This window comes from Photobacterium japonica (assembly GCF_050337005.1).
GTDB classification, from domain to species: domain Bacteria; phylum Pseudomonadota; class Gammaproteobacteria; order Enterobacterales; family Vibrionaceae; genus Photobacterium; species Photobacterium japonica.
Genome location: NZ_JAKJSN010000045.1, coordinates 32396 through 50095, shown reverse-complemented (window position 1 = coordinate 50095; position 17700 = coordinate 32396). Strand labels below are relative to the sequence as shown.

The 17700-nt window shown below is 49.3% G+C and carries 15 protein-coding genes; 8 read left to right on the top strand and 7 right to left on the bottom strand.

Features of this window, described 5'->3' with window-relative positions; all coding sequences use genetic code 11:
* Positions 1-118 precede the first annotated feature (118 nt).
* Positions 119-2776: a hybrid sensor histidine kinase/response regulator gene (locus L4C36_RS17115; RefSeq protein ID WP_428479020.1), complete on the bottom strand. Its 2658-nt coding sequence runs from the start codon at positions 2774-2776 to the stop codon at positions 119-121.
* 100 nt (positions 2777-2876) lie between these two features.
* On the opposite strand from L4C36_RS17115, the gene L4C36_RS17110 reads away from it, so the two are divergent.
* Entirely contained in the window at positions 2877-3353 is a 477-nt protein-coding gene (locus L4C36_RS17110) for a hypothetical protein (RefSeq protein ID WP_428479019.1), read from the top strand.
* Positions 3354-3357: 4 nt separating this feature from the next.
* Complete coding sequence (locus L4C36_RS17105) at positions 3358-4410, top strand: porin (RefSeq protein WP_428479018.1); 1053 nt, start codon at positions 3358-3360, stop codon at positions 4408-4410.
* Between the two features lie 195 nt (positions 4411-4605).
* Here L4C36_RS17105 and L4C36_RS17100 read toward each other — a convergent pair whose 3' ends face one another.
* A complete protein-coding gene (locus tag L4C36_RS17100) occupies positions 4606-5517 on the bottom strand; it encodes an ROK family protein (RefSeq protein ID WP_428479017.1) in 912 nt (303 codons plus the stop codon).
* Between the two features lie 219 nt (positions 5518-5736).
* Between L4C36_RS17100 and L4C36_RS17095 the strand changes: the two genes are divergently transcribed.
* Positions 5737-5955 (top strand): acetyltransferase, encoded by a 219-nt coding sequence (locus L4C36_RS17095; protein ID WP_428479022.1) that lies wholly within the window; start codon positions 5737-5739, stop codon positions 5953-5955.
* A 119-nt stretch (positions 5956-6074) separates the two neighbouring features.
* On the opposite strand, the gene L4C36_RS17090 is transcribed toward L4C36_RS17095, so the two are convergent.
* The 5 genes from L4C36_RS17090 to phhA form a co-directional block, all read right to left on the bottom strand.
* On the bottom strand, positions 6075-6662 hold the full coding sequence (locus tag L4C36_RS17090) for a PqiC family protein (protein WP_428479016.1): 588 nt from the start codon (positions 6660-6662) through the stop codon (positions 6075-6077).
* A 2-nt stretch (positions 6663-6664) separates the two neighbouring features.
* A complete protein-coding gene (gene pqiB, locus L4C36_RS17085) occupies positions 6665-8308 on the bottom strand; it encodes an intermembrane transport protein PqiB (RefSeq protein ID WP_428479015.1) in 1644 nt (547 codons plus the stop codon).
* Positions 8305-9636, bottom strand: coding sequence for a PqiA/YebS family transporter subunit (locus L4C36_RS17080; protein WP_428479014.1), 1332 nt, complete (start codon positions 9634-9636; stop codon positions 8305-8307). Before L4C36_RS17080 ends, pqiB begins: the two co-directional genes overlap by 4 nt.
* A 134-nt stretch (positions 9637-9770) precedes the next feature.
* Positions 9771-10112, bottom strand: a complete 342-nt coding sequence (locus L4C36_RS17075) for a 4a-hydroxytetrahydrobiopterin dehydratase (protein WP_428479013.1) — start codon at positions 10110-10112, stop codon at positions 9771-9773.
* 52 nt (positions 10113-10164) lie between these two features.
* Positions 10165-11022 (bottom strand): phenylalanine 4-monooxygenase, encoded by an 858-nt coding sequence (gene phhA, locus L4C36_RS17070; protein ID WP_428479012.1) that lies wholly within the window; start codon positions 11020-11022, stop codon positions 10165-10167.
* A 244-nt stretch (positions 11023-11266) separates the two neighbouring features.
* Between phhA and L4C36_RS17065 the strand changes: the two genes are divergently transcribed.
* The 5 genes from L4C36_RS17065 to L4C36_RS17045 all read left to right on the top strand — a co-directional run bounded on the left by L4C36_RS17065 (position 11267) and on the right by L4C36_RS17045 (position 17547).
* Complete coding sequence (locus tag L4C36_RS17065; RefSeq protein WP_428479011.1) at positions 11267-12433, top strand: homogentisate 1,2-dioxygenase; 1167 nt, start codon at positions 11267-11269, stop codon at positions 12431-12433.
* A 33-nt stretch (positions 12434-12466) separates the two neighbouring features.
* A complete protein-coding gene (locus L4C36_RS17060) occupies positions 12467-13495 on the top strand; it encodes a fumarylacetoacetate hydrolase family protein (protein ID WP_428479010.1) in 1029 nt (342 codons plus the stop codon).
* Positions 13496-13559: 64 nt separating this feature from the next.
* Positions 13560-14333 (top strand): maleylacetoacetate isomerase, encoded by a 774-nt coding sequence (gene maiA / locus L4C36_RS17055; protein WP_428479009.1) that lies wholly within the window; start codon positions 13560-13562, stop codon positions 14331-14333.
* Positions 14334-14344: 11 nt separating this feature from the next.
* Positions 14345-16432 (top strand): acetoacetate--CoA ligase, encoded by a 2088-nt coding sequence (locus L4C36_RS17050; RefSeq protein WP_428479008.1) that lies wholly within the window; start codon positions 14345-14347, stop codon positions 16430-16432.
* A gap of 125 nt (positions 16433-16557) precedes the next feature.
* A complete protein-coding gene (locus tag L4C36_RS17045) occupies positions 16558-17547 on the top strand; it encodes a CobW family GTP-binding protein (RefSeq protein ID WP_428479007.1) in 990 nt (329 codons plus the stop codon).
* Positions 17548-17700 lie beyond the last annotated feature (153 nt).

Below are 17700 nucleotides of genomic sequence, written 5' to 3'. Positions count from 1 at the left end.
ATTATTTATAACATGTCACACCTTGTCAGCGATCTCGCACAAAAAGGAGAGCATTATGCTCTCCCTCTCGTATCTTTACGGGTGAAGTGTTGTGTCAATATTAGCCTTTAACACATGATCACGCCATTTCTGCCCATTTTTCTAACTTACCCAGTAGGATGGCTTTTTTGAACGGTTTGGCGACATAGTCATCCATACCCACATCAAAACACTTACTGATATCTTCATCGAGTACACTCGCCGTCAACGCAATGATGGGCACGGCGACTTTACTGTTCGCACTTTCCCATTCCCGAATATTTTTAGTCGCCGTGAAGCCATCCATCACAGGCATCATACAGTCCATGAGTACGGCGTTATACACCTTCTCTGCCGTGATCATATCTACCGCTTCTTGTCCATTATGGGCAAATTCGCATGCATAACCCGCTTTGGTTAAAAATAGACCAGCAACACGCTGATTCACCTGATTATCTTCAACAATCAATATCTTCTGTTGAATCGCGGCAACCGCTTCTATCGCCGTATTGGCCTCTACGCTCTCTGATGCCTTCACGGTATGTGTCAATGCATTCTGTACCACTCTTGAAAAACGGTGCCCCAACAAAGGTAACGAAATAATCCCCATGATGTTGTCGTCGACATTGCTATGATCATCAGCGTGCTGGCAACCCAACAAAATAGGTAACCCCGGGCAAGTGTTATGCAGTTGCTTAAGTTCCTGCGCCACATTGCCCGCGTGAGAGGGGCAATACACCAAGGCATCAACGTTCTCTTGCGCAATGTCTGCCTCGATATCATGCGAAACTGTCGTATTTATGCCGTAAAATGCACTTTCAAAGCACAGGCGCTCCACAACATCTGTACGTTGTGGGTCAGGGGCAATAATGCGTAAGGTTTTCCCTTGGCATCCTTTGAGTGCCTCTGCTTTTTGTTGAATCACCTCAACGGTTAACGTGAAGTAGAACGTACTTCCCTGCCCTTTTTCTGATTCAAGGGCAATCTCTCCCCCCATCAAATCAACCAATTGGCGACAAATAGCCAAACCAAGCCCGGTACCACCAAATTCCCGGGTAATGGAACCATCTTCTTGCGTAAACGGCGCAAACACCTGTTTTTGTTTTTCTTTCGCAATGCCGATCCCGGTATCCGTGACAGCAAAGCGTAGACTGACTTTGCCTTCCTCCGCATGCTCTTGCTGACGAATCGAAATCGTCACACTGCCAGATTCGGTAAATTTCACCGCATTCGACGCCAAGTTCATCATTACCTGCCGTAAGCGGTATTCATCCATTTTCACGATATCTGGCACATCATGTTCCAGTTGTACATTTAATGCCAAACCGGTTCTTGCCTTCGCCAATACAATCGACATGGTATCGTAAGCGACTTCACGCACACGGCACTCACTCGGTGAAAGCACTAAATTTCCCGATTCAATTTTCGATAAATCAAGAATATCGTTAATAAGTAACAGCAAGGTTTGCGATGACGTTTCGATGGTCTGCACGTATTCCGATTGAGAGGGCGTCAATTTGGTATCCGTCAAAATACCGGACATCCCAATGATCCCATTAAGCGGTGTACGAATTTCGTGTGACATGTTGGCCAAAAACGAACTCTTGGCCAAGCTGGCTTTTTCCGCTTCTTCCTTTGCTTGTATCAGGTTTTTCTGATTTTGCACGCGCTCTTCAATGAGCTGATTAAGCTGATGACTAAAGACGGTAAATTCATCATTACCGTCCACCGTAATTTTGGCGTTCCCCTTTTCTGGGTGCTCCAAATTGGCCATACCCTGTAAAATACGGTCAAGGTAACTACCAATACGATGAATAAGGTTGGTACCTAGCAAAATCAACAAGAGTGTTGAAAGCACAATCGCCACTAAATACGCAACAATCATTTGCTTCGCATGCTGAATCGACGCATCGATATTCGTCGTCAATTGCTGGCTAATATTTTCAACGACAAATTGAATAAGTGAAAGGCGCTTATCTAGTGTTGCTATATCCTGTGTGTTGTCGCGTCCCGCAAGCTCACCTGAAAATACCGCATTACGGATTTGGAAGCTGTCGGCAAAAGCGGAATCTGCAAAAGTCTGACTGAGTAGTTCTATTTGCTGCGGGGTCGCATTGATCGTTAAATAGCGCTCAATGGTTAATTGCTGGCGCTCGATGACCGTATCGAGGGGATCGGTGAACTCGGTGAGTTCAGGGTGGTTATACATTAAGTGGATGTACCAATTTTCTTGCTGTGCCCATAACTTCAACCATTGCAGTTGATACAGGATCGACAATTGCTGCTCAATACTGCCATCGTGCACATCCAGCACGGACTTTTCTAACAACACCAAGCGTTGTACAGCGAGATCAACCCCCCACTCAGACCAGTCATTAATCTCTTCAGCAGCAATGTCCGGATAATCGTTAATCAGCACCTGCATCTCTTCATTGATGAGCTGCATTTCGGCCGTGGTGTCTGCACTAAATGCTTGGCTGCTTAATGCCGCCATTTTCGAGGTCATCTGCACAGCTTGCTGGGTTGCCTCTGCAGCAGGGCGATCATTCAATTTTGACAGCTTCAATTCATGTACGGTGTCCGAAAATTCTGACCCCGTTGCTAACAGCGCCATTCTCGACTGTAAGGCATTCAAATTGTTGACGCGTTCAAACAATAACTTTAACTCAACCACCGTATAAATCGAGGCAAAAATCAGTGGCAATACCACTAAGCAAAGTAGCCTAAGTTTTATTGAGAAGCCATTCAATAGGCCCATAGTCGCTCCTTGTCAAAATTATTGTTTTGCCTAGTTGTAGTAACATCAATGTCTACTAGTATTTATAGCAGGGTTAATTAACGATGATGGAAATTTATTGATGTTCAATGGACTGAGTTTTCTCACTTTTTTTCCAACATTACTCATAGGGGCGACCCTGATGTTAGGTAGTGTAACTGTGCAGGCCAACACAGAACAGGAGGTGGATTTTGCCGTATTTTCGATGAATGGTGATCTCCCCCCATTAACGAAAAGCAAAACAAGAATGCTGTATAAAGGAAAAACAAAGAAGATTAATGGCAGTATTAAAATTATTTTGGTGGATTTACCGGAACATTCTCTCCACCGTGACGAATTTTATACTATGCTGCTCGGTAAATCGGTCACGCAAATGAATGGCTATTGGGCCAGCTTGTCATTTTCAGGCAAAGGAAAACCGCCGGAAGAACTCAGTAGTGATGACATTAAAGACATTATTGAATGGCTCAATGCCAACCCCAACGGTATTGCTTATGCCCCCATCAATGCCGTGCCTGAAAACGCCAATATTTTAATTACCGTCTTACAAGGAGAGTAAAGACATGGCTAAATTTCCTTTTCTTCCGCTGTCTTTGCTTGTGATCCCTTACAGTGGAATGGCGGCGATTTCCATTACCGACAACTTATCAATCAGTGGGTTTGGTTCAACCTCTATTACGCAATCTGACAACAGCGTGCCGATTTTCGTCCACCGCGAAATCAATGACGATACCTGTTACGACTGTGATACCACTTTCGGCCTGCAAGCCGACTTGGCCTTGTCTGATGCGTTCAATGCCTCCGTACAAGTGATTAAACGGCCACAAGATGAGTGGTCCGATCCTGAGTTGGAATGGGCTTACCTCAGCTATGAATACGACAGCTTAACTTTCCAAGGGGGGCGATTGCGCATTCCGCTCTTTTTAGTCTCGCAATATTATTACGTGGGTCAAGCCTATCCGTGGGCACGTCCACCGCAAAGTGTATACGACAGCTTATTAGGGGTGACGTTCTATGATGGCCTGAGTGCCACATGGCAATTCGAGCTAAATGATGAGTTGGTAATGAGCGCCTCACCGTTCTATGGCTTTGGTCGTAATAACGATATAAAAGTAGGCGCAAGAAAGATCACAGTGGATGCCGATTACCTTGCCGGTCTTTCTGCGGAATTGAATGGGTTTGATTATCGCCTTCACTTCAGTTACTTACGTACTGAATACACAATGACGACAGACGTTAACCCTGCCGAAGAAACACTGAACATTTATACCTTGGGTGCAGAATACCTCTTCAATAACTGGCAATTTATGGCCGAAGTACACACTGATAATATCCAGAGTAACTGGTATGTGTCTGCCGCCTACACGTGGGATAAGTTTACGCCATATGCCGTGTATGAAGAGAGCCACCAGCGCCGTAAAACGCGCGGGGCAACGTTAGGTGTACGTTACGACGTCACGCCAACGATTTCCCTCAACGGGGAATGGCAAGGGGTATACATGAGAAGCGCCGATTATGACCAGTTTGATATTGGCCAATTTATTGCGCCACCTAAAGTGTCAGGAGAAGACAAAGACGCCAACGTGTACACCTTAATGTTGAATTTTATCTTCTAACCTTTTGACTTCTTATGCTTATGCTTATGCTTATGCATGCGCCATGCACTAACACTAACGATACCAATAAAAAGAGGCCACCTGTTAGGTCGCCTCTTTCTCTTTAACCGTGATTGCGATTTTGGGGAGCTTTTACCCCGTCCACCGAACCCGATGATTAATGCCGCATTACTTAACCAACGTTATTTATCGATGTTATTTAACCAGCATAGCCGCACCAAATACACCCGCACTGTCACCCAATTGTGGTTTCACAATATGTGTATTCAACACAGGGTTAAATAGGTGTGGCAAAATGGCTTGCTTGCCTTGCTCGTACAGTGAGTCAATATTCCCCACACCACCGCCGACAACAATCACATCAGGATCAAGCACATTGATAATACGCGCCACGGCGACACCAAAGTATGCATGCATACGGCCGATCGTTTCTAACGCCAGCGCATCACCCTCTTGCGCCATCGTTAAAATCTCAGGCAAGCGGACTTTCTGTTCCGTTTGCGCTGACTGATTGTAGAAACGCTCTAAGCCTGTGCCCGACAATACCGTTTCAACACAGCCGTGCTGACCACAATAACAAAGGGCGCCATCCAGCTCTAACGGGTTATGCCCCCATTCACCTGCAATACCGTGGCAGCCGTATAATGGCTTACCATTGACCACAATACCGGCCCCAACACCGGTGCCCATGATGATACCAAACACCACTTCCGCACCTGGATTAATCGCATGTGCAGCCCCCAGCTTGGCTTCTGCCAAGGCGAAACAGTTGGCATCATTCGCCAACTTCACCGGCACACCCAAACAGGCGGTTAAATCTTTGTCTAGCGGCTGACCGTTAAGGTGGGTAGAGTTACAGTTTTTCATCACGCCGGTCGCAGGGTCTAACGTACCCGGCGTACCAAACCCCACCGCCGACGGGGATTCCCCTACCAGCTCAATACAGCGGTCAATCAGGCGTTTAATTTGGTTAATGACATGCTGATAACCTTTCTCGCCTTCGGTCGGGATACGTTCCCTTAATACACAACGGTCATCATCATACGCCATCACCGCACACTCAATCTTTGTGCCGCCCAGATCGATTCCCCAGTAATACTTACTCATCTGTGTCTTCTGTCCTTATCGATTTAAATATCTGTGTTTACATAACCCGTATTTAGCGGTCCGTCTTTACAGAACCGCATAGTGCAATGCAATCAGCAAAGCGCTTAAATTCAGCCATACTTAGACTAAAGCGTTGTGATTATTTGCTTTATATCCCCACATCATAGGAGATTAGCAATATTTTTAACGCGTTTTACCGCAGACTTTGGAGATAAAGTGATGTTTTTGAAAGAAGCACGAACTGGCGATCTGGTCGATGTGGTGGATATGTCATCACTGGTTAACCCGTTTTATTCACAAGTCACGGTGCAATACCAGTCAGGCGAAGATCTTGCCGATCCGGTGAAAATCAACAAGCAGCAACTGTCGTTCCCTTCCGGCGAGGACTTGCCAGAATGTTGGACCAATGGGTTCTATCGCCAGTATCCCCAAAAGTGACATCGGGCGATCTAGCGGCGCGCTCTAACCTGAAAGCAGAAACAAAAAAGATAGCCAGAAGGCTATCTTTTTTATTGCAAGGCAAGCGGCTTACAAGCTAGAGATTACAGATAAGCAGGCTACAAGCGAAGATGGCTCACTCGCTGACTGATTTGTGTCGTCAGACGCTCAACCCCTTCAGACAGGGCTTTCACCTGCGCGTTGTAACCGTCTTCAGCCAACGGTACCTGAATGAAGAATGGCTGACGGATCACCGCCTCCCCTTCACCATTCACAACCATCCATTGGCCACTTAACTGTGCCAACCCTGAATAGTGGCCGTTAAACTGCGTAAATTGTAGCTGCAGTTTAGGCAGGTCCATCGCATTCACCACAGGGGTCAGTTGATCAAACCAATAGGTCGATTGCTTTTGACGCAAATCGTCAATCACCGCGCGGGTAAGTTGCTTTGACAGGCTTTCCGCCCACAAATTATGTTGTGCTTGTACCACTTCGGTCGGGCTCACTTGGTACACCAATCCGGTGCCGCCCAAATGCTGCGCCACCTCGACCGGGCGAACGATCATAACGGGCTGTTGCGCAGTCGCGCTAAGCAAGGTCGTTGATGCCTCATTCATTGGCAACAAATACGTCGTCGTCACCGGCTCTGCGGTACTGCTGCATCCGGCCAAAACGAGCACGGCGGCGGCTAAAAGGCTTTTGTACATGCTTATTGTCCTCGTACCGGAATCGGATCGGCCGGTTTTTCACCCGTGAAAATTAATGAATTCGGTTTCTCATTGAGCTGTCTCAACACCGGCTGCAACTCCGTCATCACTTGCTCAAACTGATCGAGGGCTTGTTGCAAGTTCTGATACGGTGCGCCTTCAGGCCCATACCCGTTTAAGGTTTCTTGGATCTGCTGCAAACTGTCGCGGATTTCCGTCGGGATCGCCTGTGTATCTTGCTTCGCCAGCAGCTTATTCACTTCATTAGCCACTTTTTCTGCCGCAGCCATTGTTTGTTGTGATGATTCCAACGTGCGGTTAAGCGTCAACAAGGTATCTTCAACCGGCAGGTTATTGATCTTATTCAAGATAGATGACACTTGTTTCTGGAACTGCGCAAAACCACCCGCTTTCGTTGGGAAGATATCGTAGTTCGCATAGTGCGTGTTCTTCGGCATTTTATCGTCCGGATACACCTCGGTATCAATCAACAAGGCACCCGTGAGCAAATTGCCTGTTTTCAGTGTTGCACGCAGGCCATTTTTAAATTCCTCATCAAGACTTGCTTTTAGCTCAGCCAACGACGTGTAATGCACATGCGTATTCACTCGGCCCAGTTCGATGCGTATCAATACCGGAATGTCTTTATTGGTAAAGCCTTCACTTGCCGTTGGCAGGTTCAGTGGCACTTTTTTCACTGTACCAATACGAATACCGCGGTATTCGATAGGCGCCCCTGGCTTCAAGCCGCGCACAGACTCATCAAACAGCATGACGTACTCAAGGTATTCATCAAAGAAGCGTTCACGCACGTCTTTCATATTATTGTACAGACGGAACTTCGACATCTGCTTGGTGACCAGCTCACCCGGCTCACGACCATTCGGCACTTTAAAGCTCACACCACCGGTGATCAACGATTCAATCGACCCAATTTTCAAATTAAAGCCTTCCGCCGACATTTGCAGATCCACTCCTGAGGTCAACCAGAAACGGGTACGTTTACGGATCAAACTGTCATAAGGCTGGAAAATAAACAGGTGGTAATTGGCTTTTTTGGTTTTGGTGTCAAACGTGGTTTGCTCGACGCGGCCCACGGTAAAACCTTCATACAAGACCGGATCACCCACCGCCAATTTGCCGGCTTCGTTATGGCTTAATACCAAGCGCAAGCCTTTGGCATCTGGCGGTGCAACAGGCGGGACATCCAGTACTTCAAAGTGGCGTTTATCTTTTTCTGAACGCCCTGGCTGGAGCTGAATATAAGAACCGGACAACAAGGTTTCTAACCCCGACACGCCCGATTTTCCGATACGCGGCTTCACCACCCAAAACAGGGTGTCATCTTTGAGCATACGCGCGGCGTCTTTGTCCATTTGCGCGGTCACTTCAATCGCACTGTAGTCTTCGTTCAGGGTCACACCCGTGACCACACCGACTTTTACGTTTAGTGCTTTGATCTCTGTTTTCCCGACTTCAATGCCTTCGGCGGTATCCATTTTCAGGGTAATTTCCGGCCCTTGGCTGGTCATAAACTGAAATAACATCCAAATACCGATACCGATGGCAATCATCGGTACTAGCCAGATGGAAGACACCTGCTTTATCGATTGGGTCTTTGCCCTTGATGCTGGTTGCTCGCTCATAAACTCGCTTTCTCTTTATAATGGTTTTCACGCGCAGAAGATGCCGCAACATCTGTTTCCTTCTGCCAGAAGACTCGAGGGTCAAACGTCATTGCCGACAACATGGTGAGCAACACCACACAAGCAAATGACAGGGCGGCGGGACCGGGATAAATCGCCATGAGATTTTGCAGTTGCACCAAAGCAACCAAAATCGCCACCACGAAGATATCAATCATCGACCAGCGCCCAATAAATTCCGTCATACGGTACAGCTTAAGGTTTCTGATCGCTTTTTTCTCGTCCGTTAGCACACCTTTTTTGGCATGGATATACAACCACACTAAGGCAAAGACTTTGGATAACGGGATTATGATACTGGCAATGAAAATCACAGCGGCAATGGGGTACGACTTTAACTGCCACAATAACACGACCCCTTCCATGATGGTGGATCCTTCCGATTTGCCTAAGCTGACGGTATACATCATGGGGTACAAATTCGCAGGCAACAAAAAGACACACGCGGCAATCAATAAGGCCCATGACCGTTGTAGCATTCTGTCGGGCGCATACGGGTGTAATTTACCGTGGCAGCGGCAACAACGGGGATGTTTCTCGTCCGTCATCGGGTTCAACTGCGCACAAATATGACAGCTGACATGGTTATGATCGTGATGGCAATCACCGGCTTTCACCCCGTCTATGGGCTTAAGCGGCAAAAATTGCAGCCACAACCAAGTACGGTCAGCCATTGAGACGCATTTCACCACCAACAAGGTATACAGACAGAACGCCCAAAAAGACATACCGAGTCCGATATCTGCCAACGACGCAATTTTGATTAAGCTGACCAATACCCCAATCAAAAAAACATCCACCATCAACCACGGCTCTATCGCAATCATGCCACGGCATAAGCGCTTTTCACCGACTGAAATGACCTTGCTTGATTTGCCGGTCAATATCCGTCCGGCTCGGTAATACAGGTAAAGTAATGAGGCGAGATACGCCGCCGGTAACACTAACACGGTTAGCAATAATAGAATCGCCAACAAGCTGTTTTCAAACACATTCAGCATCGTTGCCGCATGCATTAGTGTGATTTCTTGGCTGATCCCTTTGACGCTAAATGACATGAAAGGAAAACTGATACTTGCCACCAACATCACGAGGCAAGCGATCCCGTAAGAAAGGGGACGTTGAAACGGCTGGGCAATACGTTTGACTAACGTATGTTCACATCGGGGGCATGACGCTTTTTCATTATCTGCCAACACGGGCAGTTCAACCACTAAACCGCATTCTTCGCATCCGACAAGCATTGGTGGCTCTTGTGGTTTGCTCATGTAACACCCTGACAATTTGACATTAAATCATTATATACCCAACCTCACCGAAAATAGTATCAAACCCTTAAATAAAAAACAGCATTCATAATAATCACCCACAAGCGCCGCCATCATAGCGCTTATATTCTCACCTATTCCACCAACAACACATCCGTTTTGGCTGCACAAATGAAATCATTTTTATGCAGCCCGTTGGCCGAATGACTCCACCATCGCACCGTCACTTTCCCCCACTCCAAGGTAATTTCCGGGTGATGTTTTTCTGCTTCCGCCAAGGCCGCTATTTTATCAGTCAGTGCCCACGCCAGTTTGAAGTTTTTAAACACAAACTGACGTTCTAATTGCTGAATACCCTCGCGATCTATCACCGTCCAGTCAGGCAATTCGACCATCAAACTCACCAATTCGGCTTCCGTCACTGTTTGCGCCCCTGCTTGGCACGCTTCACACTGTAATGTATTCAATGCCGTCATCACTGATCTCCTTTGCTGAATGTATTATCTTCCGCTTATTCTCTTGTACACATCAACTGTTTTCAGTCGCTGCATGCGTTGGCTTCACCTTGGCTTCAAACAATGGCTTATGCAACCCTTTGGCTTTCGCCTCTGCCACTAACGCCATGACATCCATTTGAGCGACATCGTATAACTGCTGAATCGAGTCCAGTACAAAATAGACGGGCTGCATGATGTCGATGCGGTAAGGCGTACGCATGATTTCGACCGGATCAAAAGGCTGGTGAACCGGCTTCGTCCTCTGACTGTCAGCCTGCAAATCGTCATTAGCCAACAAAGCGTATTGGGTTTCCCCTGGCGACGATAAAATCCCGCCCCCGTAAATCCGCGTCGCGGGCGTGTCTGCCGTGCCTTGTGTTTCTTTCAGTAATCCGAACTCCACCGTAAACCAATACAGACGCGCCAGATACACCCTGTCCTCATGGCTGGCATTTAACCCAAGCTGACCGTATTTATGGGTAAATTCCGCAAAAGCCGGATTCGTCAGCATGGCACAATGCCCAAAGATTTCATGAAAAAAGTCTGGCTCTTGCAGGTAATCAAACTCTTCACGGGTACGCAGGAACGTCGCTACCGGAAACTGCCGCTGAGACAATAGCGAGAAGAACCGGTCAAAATTGATGAGCGCCGGCACCGCCGTGCATTGCCAGCCGGTGGTTTGGCGTAATACGTGATTGATTTCTTCAAGCTGTGGTACACGGTGCGTCGGTAGATCGAGTAAATCCAGTCCATGCAAGTACGCCTGACAGGCACGCTGAGGCAAGCATTGGCGTTGCCGAGTCACCAAATCATGCCACACCGCATTTTCTTCCTCGGTCCAATGTACGATCCCTTGCGGGTCCGGTTTCTTTGATACGTATTGCGTCATACAGTCCCCCTAACTCGCAAAAAAACTCGCAATAAAACGCCTTATATTGAGCGTAGGTAGGGATAACACACTCAATAAAGTCGGTCTCAACATTGAGTACCTAGCAAGCTGTAAGCAAATTTTTACAACTGTGCGTTAGCTTCCTCGTCGATTTATTGCTGTATTGCCCCGTGTGAACCAAAGTTAAATTAATCATGCTATCGACTCGCTACTCTCTGTCGGTTCACTCGCCAAGGAGGACGCCATGCCACAATGGTTTCAGTTTCCCATCACCGAAGGACGTGCCTCGCGTCAGGCGCACTGTGATTTACCGGATGGCACCTATGAGCGCGAATGCGGCAAAGAAGGCTTTTTCGGCCCCGCCAGCCACATGTACCACACTCACCCGCCGACGGGCTGGATTCAATGGGAAGGCCCTTTGCGTCCCCGCGCGTTAGACACCAACAAACTGGATGCCACCGTGGATTCCCCATGGCAAGCGCCGCTGCTGCTCACGAACCATCAACTCAAACTGCGAATTTGGCGCTGCGACCACGCCATGGCCCATTTGGCCCGCAATGGCGATGGGGATGAGGTGTTTTTTATCCATCATGGCAGTGGCGATCTGTTTTGTGATTACGGCCATTTACCGCTTGAGGAAGGGGATTATGTCGTACTGCCCCGCGCCACCAGCTGGCGTCTTGTCCCGCATACGCCGATGACGCTGCTGATGATTGAAGCGACTCACAGCAGTTATCAAATGGCCGATCGCGGCTTGATAGGTCAGCATGCGATTTATGACCCCGGCATGTTAGAACACGCAAAAATCAATGACGCGTTTCTCGCCCAGCAAAGCCAAACCCAAGCCAGTGACACGCAACCGTGGCAGGTGTACCTCAAAGCACGTAATCAACTCAATATTCTGACCTACCCGTACAACCCGTTAGATGCACAAGGTTGGAAAGGTAACCTGACCGCCTTCAAGCTCAATTGGCGGGCAATTCGCCCCATCATGAGTCACCGCTATCATGTTCCCCCCTCTGCCCATACTACCTTTGTGGCCGAGGGTTTTGTGATTTGTACCTTTGTCCCCCGTCCGATGGAAACCGATCCCGGCGCATTGAAGGTACCGTTCTTCCACAACAATGATGACTACGATGAAGTACTGTTCTATCACCGTGGCAACTTTTTCAGCCGCGATAACATTGAAGCCGGCATGATCACCCATCACCCTTGCGGCTTTTCTCATGGCCCCCACCCCAAAGCCTTGGCGGCCAGTTTGTCACCCGACGCGCCAGTGAAAAAAGACACCGATGAAGTGGCCGTGATGATCGATGCCCGTTACCCACTGGATGTGGCGGATTTACCGGAGGGGGTAGAGAACACCGATTATGTCTACGCTTGGTTAAACCCCACGCCGCCGTCACGCTAATGCGAGACGCTCTGCTGTAAGGAGATAAACGCCGTGAAATTTGCCTCTCTCAATCAAGGCCGTGATGGACAGTTGATCATCGTTTCCCGTGATTTACGCCTTGCTGTCCATGCCCACGACATCGCCCCAACACTGCAATTTGCCCTCGATAACTGGGCATTGGTCGAACAACCTCTGCAGCACCTTTATCAGCAACTCAATGACGGCCACGCCCCGAACGCGTTTCCGTTCAATGCCCGCTTATGCAGTTCGCCGCTGCCGCGCGCCTACCAATGGGCGGATGGCAGTGCTTACGTCAACCACGTTGAATTAGTCCGCAAAGCCCGAGGGGCAGAAATGCCTGACAGCTTTTGGACAGATCCGCTGATGTACCAAGGCATGTCGGATCGCTTTTATGGTCCGACCGATGACATTTTGATGGCCGATGAACGCTGGGGGATCGATTTTGAAGGGGAAATCGCCATTGTGAGCGATGACGTTCCGATGGGGATCCGCACCGAAGAAGTCCACGACCACATTCAGTTGTTGATGCTAGTCAATGATGTGTCGCTACGCCAACTGATCCCCGCAGAACTAGCCAAAGGCTTTGGGTTCTTTCAATCCAAACCGTCTACTGCATTTTCTCCGGTGGCCGTCACGCCGGACGAACTGGGTGAACATTGGCATGATTTTAAACTGCACCACCGCTTACGGGTGTCGCTCAATGGCCAACCGTTTGGACAACCCCATGCAGGCACAGACATGACGTTCAATTTCGCCGAACTGGTGCAGCACGCCGCCAAAAGTCGGGCGCTCAGTGCAGGCAGTATTATTGGTTCTGGCACCGTATCCAATAAAGATCGCAGCCAAGGTTCATGTTGTATTGCTGAAAAACGGATGCTGGAAATACTGGAGCATGGCGAACCCCGCACGCCCTTTATGGCCTTTGGCGATACCGTGCGCATTGACATGACTGATGAACAAGGGCAATCCATTTTTGGGGCGATTGAACAAACCGTCACGCGCTATACCCACCAATACCGCGAAGACGATCTGAATCACCACAATCCGCACCGTTTTTAGCATTGAAACCATATCAGCATGGCCAGGAGCATCGCATGCACGAATAATAAACAGGATTGCGACTATGAAGCTTTATGATTATTACCGCTCGTCGGCGGCATATCGGGTCAGGATCGCCCTTAACCTCAAGCAGGCTTATTATCAGTCTGTGCCCATTTCATTGCTCGACGATGCACACAATGCCGCGGCGTACAGTGCGATCAACCCGCACCGCTTAGTGCCCGGATTAGACGCGGGCTTTGCACTTGAATACGGCCACGCCCCTGACGAACGCACTCCAGGACAAGATAAGAGGCAAGAACAGGAACACGTGAACAATGACGAACAACCAGACCATCACGCACAAGGCGTACTCGGCCAGTCATTAGCCATTATTGAATACTTGGATGAACGTTTTCCTGAGCCGCCGCTTTTACCGCGCGACTTATGGCAAAAAGCCCGCTGCCGGGAAATGGCCTTGACCGTGGCGTGTGATATTCACCCACTCAATAATCTGCGGGTATTGAATTACCTCAATACGGAATTTGGCGTGCAGCAAAATGAAAAAATGGTGTGGTATCACCACTGGCTGGAGCGCGGTTTTCAAACCTTAGAAACCTTGATTTCGCGGCAAGCCACCGCCCTAGCCTCTAGCACCCGCAACGCACAGGAAACACCACGCTTTTGTTGTGGGGACACCCCTATGCTGGCCGATTTATGTTTGATCCCCCAGCTGTACAATGCCAAACGGTTTGGATTCGACCTCCAGGCCTTTCCGCACTTACTCGCCATCGAACAACACTGCTTAGCCCTGCCCGCGTTCATTGCCGCCCACCCTGACAATGTCGGTGATCACTGACGAGGAGTTCAATGATGACAACCTCACAAACACAAACCGATGCAGCGTCATCTTCCACGCCCCTTTGGACGCCCTCTCCGGCCCGTGTCCGTGCCAGTTTACTCCATCACTTTATGCAGCAACTCACCCAGCAGGGGCATGGACCGTTTGCCGATTACGCCCAGCTTCACGCGTGGAGCGTGACACACAGTGACATTTTTTGGGACCAATTGTGGGATGCCTGTCAGGTCGTGGGCGCAAAAAAGCCCCCCGTGTCGTATTGCCCACCAGACAGCGACGTACCGGCCAAGGACACCCAATGGTTCCCGCATGCCAAACTGAATTACGCTGAAAACATCCTGAGAAATTGGCACCGTGAGGCCGAATCCAATGCGATCCTCTTTTACCGAGAGGGGCAGCCACAACAGGCAGAATCCCTCACCTGGCAGCAGCTTTATCAACAAACGGCACAACTGGCGCAATACCTTCATCAGGCAGGCGTGCGTAAAGGGGATGTGGTCGCAGGCTATCTGCCCAATCTGCCACATACCGTGGTGGCAATGTTAGCCACCAGTGTATTAGGTGCTATTTGGACATCCACCTCACCGGACTTTGGCACCGACAGCGTGGTGGAGCGCTTCGGACAAACCGCGCCCAAGGTGCTGTTCTTTGCCGATGGCTACACCTTTAACGGGCAGGCTTATGCACTGCATGACAAAGTCGCAGCCATTGTGGCGCAACTGCCCTCACTGACACATTGTGTGTCGGTGGCTTATCTTGCGGCGTCTTACCACTCACCTCATCCCTTTTCTCATTCCTCTGACCATGAACAACCGGATATACCGACGAGCACAGCGCAAGCGCATCCCGTGTATGACGCATGGGAAAAGGTATGTGGTGGCTCTGGCCCCTGCGAACTGGGCTTTGTGCCCGTGCCGTTCAATCACCCGTTATGCATTTTGTATTCCTCTGGCACCACCGGAAAACCCAAGTGTATTGTACACACCGTGGGTGGCACCCTACTCAATCATCTTAAAGAGCATCAACTCCATAGTGATATTCAGCCCGCCGACACCCTGTTTTACTACACCACGTGTGGCTGGATGATGTGGAACTGGTTAGTCTCCGGCTTGGCGTCCGGCGCGACCTTAGTACTGTATGATGGCTCACCGTTTTACCCTGACGGCAACGTGCTGTGGGATCTGGCCGATCATGCGGGCATTACCCACTTTGGCGTGTCTGCGAAATACCTTGAAAGTCTTGAAAAACACGCCATCGCTCCGCGCCATTCTCATTCCCTCACCGCACTCAAAACGCTGTTCTCTACCGGCTCTGTGCTCTCGCCTGAACAATTTGATTACGTGTATCAGGCCATCAAATCTGATCTGCAACTGGCATCCATTTCTGGTGGTACCGATATCTGCGGCTGCTTTGCCCTCGGTAACCCGATCAGTCCCGTGTATCGCGGGGAATGCCAAGGACGGGCATTGGCGATGGATGTACAGGTATTTTCACCGCAAGGCACGCCGCTACAACAGACGCAAGGAGAACTGGTGTGCACCAACAGCTTCCCGAATCAGCCGTGGGGTTTCTGGCAAGATGCTGATGGCGCGCGCTATCACCATGCCTATTGGGATACCTTCCCCAATGTGTGGCATCACGGGGATTATGTGTCGCTACAGCCCACTGGCGGCATGGTGTTTTATGGGCGCTCCGATGCCGTGCTTAACCCCGGTGGTGTTCGCATTGGTACCGCCGAGATCTATCGGCAGGTGAATCGTTTTAACGCCGTTGTTGATGCGGTGGTGATCAGCCAAGACATCCCGTCTACCCGCCACGATGTGCGTGTGGTGTTGTTTCTGCAGTTAGTACAAGGGGTCACATTAGATAACACACTCAAACAGCAGATCAGCCAACGGATCCGCGAACAATGCTCTCCGCGGCATGTGCCTGCGGTGATATTGGCGGTCAATGACATTCCTCGTACCCGCTCAGGCAAACTGGTGGAATTGGCGGTTCGGCAAGTGGTGCACCATCAACCCGTGGACAACCTTGGCGCACTGGCCAACCCCGATGCGTTGAACGGCTTTAAAAATCGGCCAGAATTAGCCCTGCCTTGACCTTGTATTCACCGGAATGTGAGCGGGATTGCTGATTTATCCAACGACTGAAAGTGACCGGTTAACGCATCAAGACCCTAAGTGATATGATGACAGCCACCAATCAGGATGAATAAAACGAATCTATGAAGCGCATTCCAACCAATATTATTACCGGCTTCCTTGGTGCGGGTAAAACCACGGCCATTTTGTCACTTTTGGCGCGTAAGCCAGAAAATGAAAAATGGGCCATTCTTATCAATGAATTCGGCAACGTCGGTGTCGATGGTGCGATCCTTGATCAGCAAGGTGCCATCGTGAAAGAAGTCCCWGGCGGCTGCATGTGCTGTGTGGCAGGTTTACCGATGTCTGTCGGCATCAATGCCCTGCTGGCACAAAAACCCGACCGCCTGCTGCTTGAGCCAACCGGCCTTGGGCACCCAAAAGAGATCATCAGCAAGCTGACCTCTGACACCTACCAACAATACATCGATTTGAAAGCGACGATTACGCTGGTGGATCCTCGTCACTTCTCTGACACCCTGTACACCGATAATCAGAATTTCCAAGATCAGATTGCACTGGCCGATGTGGTTGTGGCGAACAAGGTCGATGAATGTGTAGATTACGATCTGTTCGCATTTGAAACCTACGTTGAGCAAATCGAACCGAAAAAAGCGGTCGTGGGTCAGGTTGAACAAGGTAAATTGCAACTGGAATGGTTGGAGGTTGAGCGTTTAGCCCGTCACGCCGCACACAGTCACGATCATCACCACCATGCAGACAGCGAAGAAGCGGCACCACTGCCGGGCTTTGAACTGGCGCCGGGGCAGACCTTCGTGCGCAAAGAAAACAGCGGCCAAGGCTACCGCAGTTGTGGCTGGTTCTTTGCCGCCGAGCAACTGTTCGATTTCTCACAACTTTTCTCACTACTGACTAATCTTAATGCACAGCGTGTGAAAGCCGTGGTGAATACCGAACGGGGCTGTTTTGCATTCAACGTGGTCAACCAAGTGGTGTCAGTGAATGAGCTAACACTGGAAGGCTTTGAATCACGCATTGAAGTGATCAACAAAGAATTGCTGCCGTGGGATGAGCTGGAACAAATCCTTTGTGCGATGACGAGTGAAAAATAACCCAATTTTTACGCGAACTAGCACTATCACCCATAAAAACTCGCAAACAAAGAAACAATCTGATTACATAATGCTTTCATTTCAATGAAAACATCAGAGTGTTTATTTTTCATGTCGGCACAGTCGCGAGCGTTACTGCTGCTCTGCCACATG